Annotated in this window: 7 protein-coding genes; 5 read left to right on the top strand and 2 right to left on the bottom strand. The window is 59.6% G+C overall.

From position 1 onward, the window contains the following. Positions 1-48: 48 nt before the first annotated feature. Together ACNSOI_RS01225 and ACNSOI_RS01220 are read right to left on the bottom strand one after the other, a co-directional pair. Positions 49-1662 (bottom strand): BCCT family transporter, encoded by a 1614-nt coding sequence (locus ACNSOI_RS01225; RefSeq protein ID WP_420194937.1) that lies wholly within the window; start codon positions 1660-1662, stop codon positions 49-51. A gap of 178 nt (positions 1663-1840) precedes the next feature. Then, complete coding sequence (locus ACNSOI_RS01220; RefSeq protein WP_286253125.1) at positions 1841-3865, bottom strand: TonB-dependent receptor domain-containing protein; 2025 nt, start codon at positions 3863-3865, stop codon at positions 1841-1843. Positions 3866-4116: 251 nt separating this feature from the next. Here ACNSOI_RS01220 and gdhA point away from each other — a divergent pair, with 251 nt between their 5' ends. The 5 genes from gdhA to ACNSOI_RS01195 all read left to right on the top strand — a co-directional run bounded on the left by gdhA (position 4117) and on the right by ACNSOI_RS01195 (position 12238). After that, positions 4117-5466 (top strand): NADP-specific glutamate dehydrogenase, encoded by a 1350-nt coding sequence (gdhA, locus tag ACNSOI_RS01215; protein WP_072678740.1) that lies wholly within the window; start codon positions 4117-4119, stop codon positions 5464-5466. 7 nt (positions 5467-5473) lie between these two features. After that, a complete protein-coding gene (locus ACNSOI_RS01210; protein WP_420194936.1) occupies positions 5474-8050 on the top strand; it encodes a PEP/pyruvate-binding domain-containing protein in 2577 nt (858 codons plus the stop codon). Between the two features lie 63 nt (positions 8051-8113). Further along, entirely contained in the window at positions 8114-9385 is a 1272-nt protein-coding gene (locus ACNSOI_RS01205; protein ID WP_420194935.1) for a sensor histidine kinase, read from the top strand. Beyond that, a complete protein-coding gene (locus tag ACNSOI_RS01200; protein ID WP_420194934.1) occupies positions 9382-9912 on the top strand; it encodes a response regulator transcription factor in 531 nt (176 codons plus the stop codon). The genes ACNSOI_RS01205 and ACNSOI_RS01200 overlap by 4 nt, the downstream gene beginning before the upstream one ends. Before the next feature lie 196 nt (positions 9913-10108). After that, a complete protein-coding gene (locus ACNSOI_RS01195) occupies positions 10109-12238 on the top strand; it encodes a putative bifunctional diguanylate cyclase/phosphodiesterase (protein WP_420194933.1) in 2130 nt (709 codons plus the stop codon). The last annotated feature ends 5 nt before the right edge of the window (positions 12239-12243 follow it).

Raw genomic sequence — 12243 nt, 5'->3', positions numbered from 1 at the left:
ACAGTCAGCCAACACCAGAAAATCCATCCGGTACCATTCAACGGATGATCATTCGTTTTTCCCGGGCTCCTCGGGCTTCAACCCGGGTTCAGAGCCAGCCCGCTCATCACCAAGGTGATCGTTTTCTGCCAGCAGGCGCAGCAAGCGCTCTCTGGTCATGGCCTCGTGCAACTCGATCTGCCGCTGCTCGTTTCGCAGTGATTTCAACAGGGCAACAGCCATAAAAATCATCAACACCATGAACGGGAAGGCAGCCAGTATTGAAATGGTCTGGAGCGCTTCCAGTCCGCCACTGAGCAACAGTACCCCGGCCACCGACACCTGCACTATGCCCCAGGTCAAACGGGACCAGCGTTTCGGGTTCAGAACCCCTTTACTGGTAAACATACCCAGCACAAAGGTAGCCGAGTTGGCGGAAGTAATAACGAACAGCACGATCAGCACCAGCATCAGGCCGCCAATAATGGTAGTGCCCGGCAGGTAGTTCAGGGTGGCGAACAGGGCCGAGCTCATCTCCGCCAGCACGGCGTCACCCAGGGCGGCCCCCTCAAACAGTTCGAAATACAACGCGGAGCCGCCAAAGGTGGAGAACCAGACAATACTGAGCAACACCGGCATGCCAATCACCCCGAACACAAACTCCCGGATGGTTCGGCCCCGGGAGATCCGGGCAATAAAACTACCGACAAAGGGTGCCCAGGACAGCCCCCAGGCCCAGTAGAAGATGGTCCATCGCTCCACCCAGTCATCGCCGGTGTAGGGCGTCATCACCAGGCTCATGCCGACCATATTGGCGAAATAGTCACCAATGGCATTGGTCATGGCGGCGGTGATGAAGTCGGTAGGGCCCATAAAGAACACGAACACCAGCAACCCCGCCGCCAGCAGCATGTTGGCGTCACTCACATAGCGGATCCCGCTCTCCAGTGGCGCCAGGGAACACAGCAGGAACACAACCGCAACGCCGGCCAGAATGAACAGTTGTTGGGTGACGCCGAACGCGGTACCGGCCACAGCACCCAAACCACTGTTGATCTGGATGACGCCCAGGCCTAGGGTGGTCGCCACCCCGAACACGATGGAGACAACGGCGAGGATATTGATGGAATGTCCGATGCCCGAGTCCACCCGGTTACCCAGAGTGGAGCGGAAGGCTTCACTGATCAAACCGGGGCGTTGAAGGCGGAAGCGCACATAGGCAATGGCCAGACCCACCAGGGCAAAGTTGGCCCACTGGTGAAAGCCCCAGTGAAACAAGGAATACCGCATCGCCATGCTCGCGGCCTGTGGGCCACGGGGCTCAGCCGAGTCAAACGGGGGCGCCACAAAATGGCTCATGGGCTCGGCCACGGCCCAGAACACCAGGCCAACACCCATACCGGCGGAAAAGATCATGCCCAGCCAGGTCAGATAGGAAAACTCCGGTGCCTCACCATCGGCACCCAGGCGAATCTTGCCGTAATTACCGGCAGCAACGGCAATGCAGAACACCAGAAATCCAGAAGTGGCAAACAGATACAGCCAGCCAAAATGCAGGGTGGTGAAATCCAGTGCCTCATTGGCATAGCGTGACAACTCGGCGGGCATCAGGCCCCCGGCCACCACAAATAAAACCAGCAGCACGAAAGAACAGTAGAACACCCAGCCGGGTCGATGACTCATAACAAACCTGATAATCCGATGACTTTAAAACGAAAACGCTTTCATTCTAGCCACATTCGTCCAGCCATTCCGAATCCCGGACCACCTCCTCAAAAAAAGCCCCGGGCAGACTGGCTGTCTGCCCGGGGCACAAGATCACCCGCCGGCTATGAGAAGCGGGCAACCGCCATAATCGATGTCACCAACGCGCGGTCAGCGCGGCGCGTACGGTACGACCAGGTTCATTAACCCTGAACACACCGCTGTCTGCCAGGTTGTCCTTACTCACGTGATACGCCCAGGTGTTATCAAACAGATTATCCAGCGCCCAAGTGAAGCTCAGGTTCGCCATCAATGGATGGGTGCCAGAGAGATTAAAAACGCCATAGCCCGGAGAGGTGCTTGGGTCCAGGCCGGACTCCAGATCTACCCGGTCCTGCCGGCGCGCCAGTTGCCATTCCGCTTCGATGGTATGGCCCTGATGCTGCCACCCGAGGGTCTGGATAAACTGAACTGGCGGAATGCGAGGCAATGCCTTGTCGGCATCCCGGTTCTCACCGCGAACGGAGGCCAGTTTGCTACTGGCATTCCAGGACCCGTTGTTCCAGCCAACCAGGGCTTCCACACCCAGCAGTCGGGCATCTATATTGGCGTACCGGGTATCCACCGTGCCATCGGGATTGCGGGTATCAAATCGATAAACATAATCTTCCACCTGGTCTACCCAGACCGCCGGGCGCCAGCTCCAGTTGCCATCACGGCCAGACAGGCTCACTTCCAGCTTGTTGTGCTTTTCGGTTTCCAGATCCGGATTACCAATCCAGGAGCCTCGCATCATTCTCTGGGCAACGTAGCGCTCGTTCACGCTGGGGGAACGAACACTGTGGGAAGCGGTGGCTTCCAGAGTGTTGGCCGGAGACAAACGCCACTCGCCGGTGATAAAGCCGCTGACATTGTTATCGTCGGCCTTGGTGTCCGTGACTCCATAGGCGCTCATATACAGCATCGCCGGGGTCATGGTCATGGGCGCCCCGGGCATCATCCGGAAGCTGTCTCCGGCGCGGGTGGCATCCATTTCAACCCGGTCATAGCGGATACCGGCACCCAGGCGGGTATTGACCCGAATCCGGTGAAATGCCTCCACGAAGACACCAACACGGTCCCGCTCCACACCCGGCCACATCAACGACGCCGGGTTGTCCAGATTCATGCCGTTGTACATGGTGGCATCCCACTCATTACGTTCCACGTCCAAACCAATGGCGATGTCTTTGGTAAAGTTGATGGTCTGATCCAGCACCAGACGGGCACCCTGGGTGCGGGTTTGCGAGTCGGTCTGCATTTTCATGGCAGACTCCCGCAGGCTGAAGTTATCCATCACATGGTCCACGTCTGCCTGCCAGGCCATCAGGCTCCAGCCACCCTCGGCCACCGGTGCGCCGATTTCCATCCGATAGAGGTCAGTATCGGTTTTTGGCGCATCCATGCCACGGCCCGGGAACTTCACATCCCGCTCTTCCTGCCGGCTGACCAGGCCTTTGATATAAAAGCCGTTGTCTGCGGTCCAGGCAGCATCCACCCGGCCCTCAGTGTTCTCATAGGAACTGCGAACCTTGTTGCCGTCGCCGTCCTCATAATCGTTGGCTTCGTCATAGCCGGCGGCCATCCGCAGGTAGGAGGCTTTACTGCCAACAGCTACACTGCCATTCATTAACTTGCCATCACCATTGTCTGCACCACCCAGAGTCAGGTGCCCGGTGGTCAGGTTGTCATCCGCGAATTCCGGAGCCGCCGTGGTCGCCACTACCTGCCCCCCGGCAATCGGCCCCCAACGCAGGGTGCGATTACTGGTGCGCACTTCCAGCACCGGTGCCAGCGAGGTACTCAATCGACTGGTGGGCGGGTCCATCCGGCTTGGGCAGGCACCTTCAACCCGCATGCCATCCAGCAGCACGTCTACCCGTTCCTCGTTCTGACCTCGAATCACCGGGTCAAGCCCCCGCCCCCCCATTCGAGACAGAGACACCGACGCGCTGCCCGACAACCGCTGTGCCGGCTCCGACTGCACGGCGGCAGCCGAAAGCCTTGCCGCCTCCGCAGATTGCCCCTCCGTCACCCGTATCAGCAACGAATCTTCTCCTTCCATCTGGGCGTGAACGGCGGGAGTGAGGGTAAAGCCAGCCAACACCAGGCTGATACTGCGAGCCAGACGTTTCTTGAGCATGAAGGGCGTTCCTTTTAACAGCGCATTTCAAACGGCGGGAATGATGATTTTTGGCAATTTTAAAGGGCGAGGGCATTGCTGGCTTGAGACACAATGCCGCACCCCGAAGGAGGTATCCCGGAAGGCAAAGGGTGAATAAATTTTGCGCGACCGACTTGCCAACTAACGCGCCAATGTGGTGCAATCACTGCCCTTTTTTTGGGCATCCGCATTTTTGCGGTTTTCAATACGCGTATTCCGAGGGCCTTGCCATGACAGTTAAACTCGACGAAAAACTCGAACCGATTTTCCAGGACGTGCTGCACCGCAACCCGGGTGAGAGTGAATTCCACCAGGCGGTTCACGAAGTTCTGGAAACCCTCGGGCCGGTTCTGGTGAAGTACCCGGAGTTTGCCGATAAGAAAATCATCCAGCGTATCTGTGAGCCTGAGCGCCAGATCATCTTCCGTGTGCCCTGGCAGGACGACCGCGGCGAGATTCATATCAACCGTGCTTTTCGCGTCGAATTCAACAGTGCCCTGGGGCCCTATAAAGGTGGCATGCGCTTCCACCCGTCCGTGTACCTCGGCATCATCAAGTTCCTGGGCTTTGAACAGATCTTCAAGAACGCCCTGACCGGACTGCCCATTGGCGGCGGTAAAGGCGGCAGTGACTTCGACCCCAAGGGCAAGTCCGACGACGAGATCATGCGTTTCTGCCAGAGCATGATGACCGAGCTGTACCGCCACCTGGGCGAGTATACCGACGTTCCAGCCGGCGACATCGGCGTTGGCGGCCGCGAGATCGGCTACCTGTTTGGCCAATACAAACGCATTACCAACCGGTACGAATCTGGTGTGTTCACCGGCAAGGGCCTGGACTGGGGCGGCAGCCGCGCGCGTACCGAAGCCACCGGCTACGGCACGGTGTTCTTCACCCACGAAATGCTGAAAGCCCGTGGTGACTCCCTGGAAGGCAAGACCGTGGTGGTTTCCGGTTCCGGCAACGTGGCCATTTACGCCATCGAGAAAGCCCACGAGCTGGGCGCCAAGGTCATTGCCTGCTCGGATTCTCAGGGCATGATTGTCCATGAGAAGGGCATCGACCTGCAGACCCTGAAGCGCATCAAGGAAGTGGAGCGCCGCCGGATCAGTGCCTACACTGAATTCCATAAAGACGCCAAGTACGTGGAAGACGGCAATATCTGGAGCGTGCCTTGCGATGTGGCGCTGCCCTGCGCGACCCAGAACGAACTGAACGGCAAAGACGCCAAGATGCTGGTTGAAAACGGCTGTGTTGCCGTGGCCGAAGGCGCCAACATGCCGACCACGCCGGAAGGCATTATCGTGTTCCAGGATGCCAAGATTGCCTACGGCCCGGGCAAGGCAGCCAACGCCGGCGGTGTTGCCACGTCTGCCCTGGAAATGCAGCAGAACGCCAGCCGCGACTCCTGGACCTTCGATTACACCCAGAAGCGCCTTGAGGAAATCATGATCGATATCCACAAGAACTGCTACGAGACCGCCGCCGAGTTCGGTGCCGAGGGCAACTACGTGCTGGGCGCCAATATCAACGGCTTCCTGCGCGTTGCCAAGGCGATGAACGCCATGGGTGTTATCTGATCCGGCCATGATCAGCAACGAACCTCTCCAGCCTGACGACCGGGTTTCCACTGGCCTCAGTGGGTTGGATGAGGTTCTGGATGGCCTTCGAATCGGCGATAACGTGGTCTGGCGGGTTTCCGACCTGGACGACTATCGCCGATTTGTTCTTCCCTTCGTAGACGCCGCCTCTGATGCCGGCCGGCAGATTATCTACCTTCGCTTTGGCGACCATGCCCCGATTATCCGGGACCACCCGTCGGTTCGAACCATCACCATCGACGCCCTCGGCGGCTTTGAAAGCTTTACCAGCCGGGTCTGGCACCTGATCGAACAGCATGGCCGTGGCGCCTTCTATGTCTGCGACAGCCTGAGCGAGCTGCTCAACGCCTGGGCAACCGATGCCATGGTGGGCAATTTCTTCCGGGTGGTGTGCCCGTTTCTGTTTGAACTGGACACCGTGGCCTGGTTTGCCCTGCACCCCGAACGCCACTCCCGCCGGACCCTGGACCGGATTCGCCAGACCACCCAGGTGATGATTGATGTGCATCGCCACGGTGACGATGTGCAGATTCATCCGATCAAGGCCTGGCGGCGGCAATCTCCCACCATGTTCCTGCCGCACCGGGAGCATGATGGACAGTTTCAACCCATAACGGACAGCAGCGATGCCACCCGACTGCAAGCCAGCCTCGAGCTTGAACACCTGCATCGCCAACCCTTGCTGGACTATTGGGACCGATTGTTCCAGGAAGCCAGCCGGGCTTTGTCCGACCAGGACACCGACTGTATCGAAGACTTGCAGGAGCAAGTGCTGCAAGTAATGATCAGCCGCGATTCCCGGATACTGGAGCTGGCACGGCGTTACCTGTCGCTGGAAGACCTGCTGGGCATTCGCAGCCGCCTGGTCGGCAGCGGCTACATTGGTGGCAAGGCCACCGGCATGCTGATTGCCCGCAACATTCTGTTGAAAGACGCCACCGAACCATGGCAAAGCCAGCTGGAGCCCCACGATTCCAGTTATCTTGGCACAGACGCCTATTACGCTTTCCTGGTCCACAACGGGCTCTGGCCGGCGATCATGCGGCAGCGCTCCGGGGAGGGTTACCTGAGTGAGGCGCCCGCGCTCAGAGCCGCGATCCTGGCCGGCAAGTTTCCCGACGAGATACAGGCCGAGCTGGAGCGACTGCTGGACCATTACGGCCAGTATCCTATCCTGGTGCGCTCATCGAGCCTGCAGGAAGACGGCTTTGGCAATGCTTTTGCCGGTAAATACGACAGCGTGTTCCTGGTCAACCAGGGGGCACCGGAACAGCGGCTGTCGGCACTGGAAGACGCAATCCGCCAGGTGTACGCGTCATCCATGAGTGAAGATGCCCTGGTGTACCGCAAACAGCGGGGCCTGGACCAGCGGGAAGAGCCCATGGCGCTGCTGATCCAGCGGGTCAACGGGCGGTTTCATGGTCGCTATTACCTGCCCGATGCCGCCGGGGTAGGGGTGTCGCGCAACACCTTCGCCTGGGACAGCAGCATGGACCCGGAAGCGGGGATGGTCCGGCTGGTGATGGGCCTGGGCACCCGGGCGGTTGACCGCATTGAAGGCGATCACGCCTGCGTGATGGCGCTGGACCACCCCATGCGCCAGCCATTCCGCAACCAGGACGAAAGCTACCGATATTCCCAACACCTGGTGGATTTGCTGGACCTACAGGAAGGCACACTCGACACCCGGCCCCTGAGCCAGTTGCTGGAAACCGCCAACGATCTACCCATGGATCACCTGGCCGAGGTGGACCGGGCCGCCAGCACCCGGGCCGAGCAGATTGGCTTGCAAGGCCCGGTGTGGCGGCTGACGTTCCGCCCTTTGGTGCAGCGCACTCCGTTTATCCGCCGGCTGTCACACCTGCTGCAAACCCTGGAAGCGGGCTACCGGCACCCGGTGGATGTGGAATTCACCCTGCACCTGGACCAACAGGGCAACCCCGCCTTCAACCTGGTGCAATGCCGCCCGCTGGCGACCATCGGCGAGACCGGGCCGGTGGCTCTGCCCGACGACTTGCCTGAGCGTAAGCTGCTATTCAGAACCCAGGGCCACTTCATGGGCGGCAACATCAACCTGGCCATCGAACGGGTGATCCGGGTAGACGCTTCGGTGTACGCCGGGCTGTCCACCAGCCAGCGCTACGACGTTGCCCGCCGTGTCAGCGAAGCTGTCCGCGCATCCAGTGTGCCTACCCTGCTGATCGGCCCAGGCCGTTGGGGCACCAGCAGCCCAGATCTTGGCGTTCCGGTCCGCTTTGCTGACATTGCCGGGGTCGCCGCCCTGGTCGAGGTCTCAGAAAAGGCCGGCGAGATGGTGCCAGACCTGTCCTACGGTTCTCACTTTTTCCAGGACCTGGTAGAAACCGGCATCGCCTACGCGGCGCTGTTTCCCGACATCCAGCAATGCCGTTATCACCCTGAGCGCCTGCCCGCCCCCCCAACGTCCAGCAGCACCGAATCTCCGGTCAACCGGGCGGTTCAGGTGCATGATCTGCAGGCGCAACATCTGCAACTGACCGGTGATGTGGTGCGCCAGCAACTGGTCTGTTATTTCACCGATTGACCCGTCGCAAACAAACGCCGTTTTCACCACCATGGCCGACGGCATACTGCTAGAATGCCCGCTATGGAATGGCTCACACACTCTCAAACCGGTTTTCGTCAGGCTGCCCGTTATCTTCTGGGTATGCGGCTGGCCATTATTGCCACGCAACTGGTCGCGATCGCTGTTGCCGAAACCACCGTAACACTGGCCCACCGGGCCGAAGCCCTGATCCTCAGCCTGCTTTATGCCGTTCTGGCCACGCTGGCCTGGCTGTGGTTCAGCCGTAAGCCCCCCGAGGCTTTTGTACCCGTCAGCCTGACCCTGGCCACAGATCTGTTGCTGATCGGCTGCTGGCTGTATTTCACCGGCGGCTACACCAACCCCCTGGTATCTTTGCTGCTACTGCCGATTGCCGTCGCAATCATTCTGGTGCCTAGCCGCCAGAGCATTGTCCTTACCATCACCGGCGTTGCGGTGTACACGGCGCTGGTGCTCTGGCACACCCCGGTCATGCACGATCACCACTCGGCAGACCTGGCCAGGCTGCACCTGGTGGGCATGTGGGTGACCTTTGCCCTGACCGCCGCCATCCTGCTACTGGTGGTTGGCACCCTCTCCCGCAGGCTAAGGCTGCAACAGTCCCAGCTTTCGCAATTCCGGGAAAACCGTTTGCGGGATGAACAGATCATCGCGCTGGGCCTGTCGTCGGCCGCCGTTGCCCACCGGCTGGGTACCCCGCTGAATACCATGACCCTGTTACTGGATGAAATCCGTTCCCACACCGAAGGCCAGGCCTCCGTAGCACTGACGGAAGATCTCGACCTGATGGGCCAGCAGTTGAACCTGTGCAGTCAACATCTGCAACAACTGACCAAGGCGGCGATTGAAGCCCGCACGGCGCAACTGGAAGTACTAACGGTCAAAGACTGGCTCGCGAGGCTGCGAGAGTCGGCCACACTGCTGTGGCCGTCCGGGCCAGTGCAGTGGCAGGGTACGCACCCGAATGCCTCCGTGGCCGTGGATGCCACCCTGGACCAGGCGGTGCTCAACCTGTTGGCAAACGCCCTGACAGCCAGCCCGTCCTGGGTCGCTGTCAGAAGCCAGCTGTCCGATTCCGGCCGGGTGGAAGTGATTGTTGAAGATCACGGTGACGGCCTGGAAACCGCTCTGCAGGGCACGCCGGGTGAGGACATTGTCGACTCCCACCATGGTCTTGGGGTCGGGTTGTTCCTTTCCAATGCCACGATCCAGAGGCTTGGCGGCAATCTCCGGGCCAAGGCCAGTGACACAGGCACCACCATGGTCATCGATTTACCGGTAGCCCAGCCCCAAGGCGAGGAGATACAACCATGACCACACAGGAACTCTGGCTGCTGGTCGACGATGACCAGGCGTTTCTCCAGGTGCTGGCCCGCTCGCTGTCTCGCCAGGGCATTGAAACACTCTGCGCCAGCGATGCTGACAGCGCTCTGGAGGCCATCCGTACCAGGCCGGTGAACCGGTGTGTTCTGGACCTCAACCTGGCCGGGGAAAGTGGCCTACAACTGTTGCCGGAACTTCTGGAGCAGAAGCCAGACCTGGACGTACTGGTGCTGACCGGTTACGGCAGTATTGCCACAGCGGTGGAAGCCATGCGCCGCGGCGCCGTCAACTACCTGTGCAAGCCGGTTACCGTGGCCCAGTTAATGAATGGTTTTGAACCCCTGGACGCACCACCGGACCTGAGGCCCGAACCGCCGTCCGTGGAAGAAATGGAATGGGAACACATCCAGCGCGTGCTGAACGAGCACGATGGCAACATTTCCGCCACTGCCCGGGCCCTGAACATGCACCGGCGGACCCTGCAACGCAAACTGCAAAAACACTCGCGCTGGCGCTGATGAACGCTTACCGTCCGGTGCGCCCTAAGAATCTCCCCGGAAATTGACATTAATCAACCAGACACCGCTATGGTCGAATGTCTTAACGGGCCAGATAGGCTAGCATCATGCCCCGTTGTGAGATTGCAATAAACGGACACACCCTCTCACAGGGAGGAGAGACACTTAAACCACCGACACCCGGAACACCCGACACATGTCGAATGCCCCTGATTCCAACAATACCTCACCGGAGTTTGACTCCAAGCGCCTGGCATTGGTGGCCTCTGCCACCCGCAACCTGGTGCTCATTCTGGATGCGGGTGGTCGCATCGAATGGGTGAATACCGCTTTCGAACGTCATACTGGCTTTCACCTCGACAGCATAGTTGGAAAGAACCCCGGCGAACTCCTCTACGGGCCGGACACTGACATCGAGACCGTCCGCCGTATTCGCCAACACCTGTTCCGTGGCGAAGTGTTCGAGGAAGACATTCTCAATTATACGGCGGATGGCACGCCCTACTGGGTACACACCTACTGTATGCCCGTTGGCGAAAGCGAGGGTGTCGAGCCCGGCTTCGTTGTTATCCAGACCAATATCTCCGATCGGAAAAACAGTGAACGCGGCCTGCGCATCGCCGCCAGTGTGTTTGATCGCAGCCACGAAGCCATTGTCATTACTGATCACTTCAATCGGATTATCGACGTCAACCCGGCTTTCTCCCGTATCACCGGCTACAGTCGCCCGGAAGTACTTGGATTGAATCCTTCCATCCTCAGCTCCGGTCGCCACTCCCACGAATACTACCAGTCCATGTGGACGTCGATTGAGAAGACGGATCACTGGCGGGGCGAAATCTGGAACCGCCGGAAAAGCGGGGAAGAATATGCAGAGCTGCTGTCGATCAGCCGCGTTCACCTTGAAGAGCCGGGGCGTTTCTACCATGTGGCCGCGTTCTCAGATATCACTGCTCTGAAAAATCATGCGAAGGAACTGGACCGCGCCGCCAACTATGACGACCTGACCGGGCTACCCAACCGACAACTGTTGGAAGAGCGTCTTCGCTCAGCCCGCGCCCACGCGGATCGTCAGAAGCGGGTGCTGTCCATCTGTTACCTGGACCTGGATGGCTTTAAGGCCATTAACGACCAGCTGGGCCATGACATCGGCGACCTGGCGCTGCGAGCGACCGCCGAGCGCCTGACCCGCGCCCTACGCAGTGGCGATACCATCGCCCGCATCGGGGGTGATGAATTCGTACTGTTGCTGCAAAGCGACAGCCCCGAGGCGGTGTATTCGCGAATACTCGCCAATGTCAGCGAGCCCCTGCAGATTGGTGACCAGACGGTCAACCTGACCGCCAGCCTGGGCGTCACCCTGTATCCGGAGGACGACACCGATGCAGAGGGCCTGATTCGCCATGCCGACCAGGCCATGTACGCCGCCAAAGAGAAGGGCCGGAATCAGTTCCACATTTTCGACCCCGGCCTGGATGCCCATCGCCGGCAGCGCCGGAACCAGTTGATGGAAATATCCCGCGCGCTGGAGAACGAAGAATTCGAACTCTATTTCCAGCCCCAGTTACGCCTGGACGATAGCGAAGTCATTGGGTTTGAGGCGCTGATTCGCTGGAATCATCCGGACAAAGGACTGATTGGCCCCGGTGAGTTCTTGCCGGCTGTCGCCAACAGCCATCTGGAGATCCCGCTGGGCCAGTGGGTACTCAAGGAAGCCATTCATCAGATGAATCTGTGGCATGAGGCGGACGAATCGCTCGCCGTCAGCATCAACATCAGCGCACCTCACCTGATGGATCGCAGTTTTGCCGATTACCTGGAAAGCTACTTGCACAGCCATCCGGATGTCCGCCCCGGGCAAATCACCCTGGAGGTTCTGGAATCCACCGCGCTGGAAGACACCAAGCGTGCAAGCAATGTGTTGGCTCGCTGCCAGTCCCTGGGGTTACAGGTGGCACTGGACGACTTCGGCACCGGTTTCTCGTCATTGACTTACCTGCGCACCCTGCCGGTGGATGTGATCAAGATCGACCAGAGTTTCGTTCGCAACATGCTCACCGATGCCAGTGACCGCGCGATTGTGGAGAGCGTGATTTTCCTTGCGCAACGCTTCGACCACCCGGTTCTTGCTGAAGGCGTGGAAACCATGGAGCATGCTCGCGCCCTGAGGGACATGGGGTGCAACCTGATTCAGGGTTATGGCATCGCCCGGCCAATGCCAGCGAAAGCCTTGCTGCCCTGGCTGGCACAGTGGCGCGATCAGGTGGGCCGACATCAAAGCCTGGGCAAACATGAACAAACCTCCGTCCAGGGCGGAGGCATCTGACCGGG

Origin of the sequence: Marinobacter sp. GH_1 (assembly GCF_048595985.1) — a bacterium.
GTDB lineage: Bacteria > Pseudomonadota > Gammaproteobacteria > Pseudomonadales > Oleiphilaceae > Marinobacter > Marinobacter shengliensis.
The sequence above is the reverse complement of the archived record's forward strand: the minus strand, read 5'-3'. Positions and strand labels throughout refer to the sequence as shown.

What these genes read in the sequence shown, in the direction of transcription:
- ACNSOI_RS01200 (WP_420194934.1), top strand. Translation starts at nt 9,382, where the DNA reads ATGACCACACAGGAACTCTGGCTGCTGGTCGACGATGACCAGGCGTTT.
- gdhA (WP_072678740.1), top strand. Translation starts at nt 4,117, where the DNA reads ATGACAGTTAAACTCGACGAAAAACTCGAACCGATTTTCCAGGACGTG.
- ACNSOI_RS01220 (WP_286253125.1), bottom strand. Translation starts at nt 3,865, where the DNA reads ATGCTCAAGAAACGTCTGGCTCGCAGTATCAGCCTGGTGTTGGCTGGC.
- ACNSOI_RS01210 (WP_420194936.1), top strand. Translation starts at nt 5,474, where the DNA reads ATGATCAGCAACGAACCTCTCCAGCCTGACGACCGGGTTTCCACTGGC.
- ACNSOI_RS01195 (WP_420194933.1), top strand. Translation starts at nt 10,109, where the DNA reads ATGTCGAATGCCCCTGATTCCAACAATACCTCACCGGAGTTTGACTCC.
- ACNSOI_RS01205 (WP_420194935.1), top strand. Translation starts at nt 8,114, where the DNA reads ATGGAATGGCTCACACACTCTCAAACCGGTTTTCGTCAGGCTGCCCGT.
- ACNSOI_RS01225 (WP_420194937.1), bottom strand. Translation starts at nt 1,662, where the DNA reads ATGAGTCATCGACCCGGCTGGGTGTTCTACTGTTCTTTCGTGCTGCTG.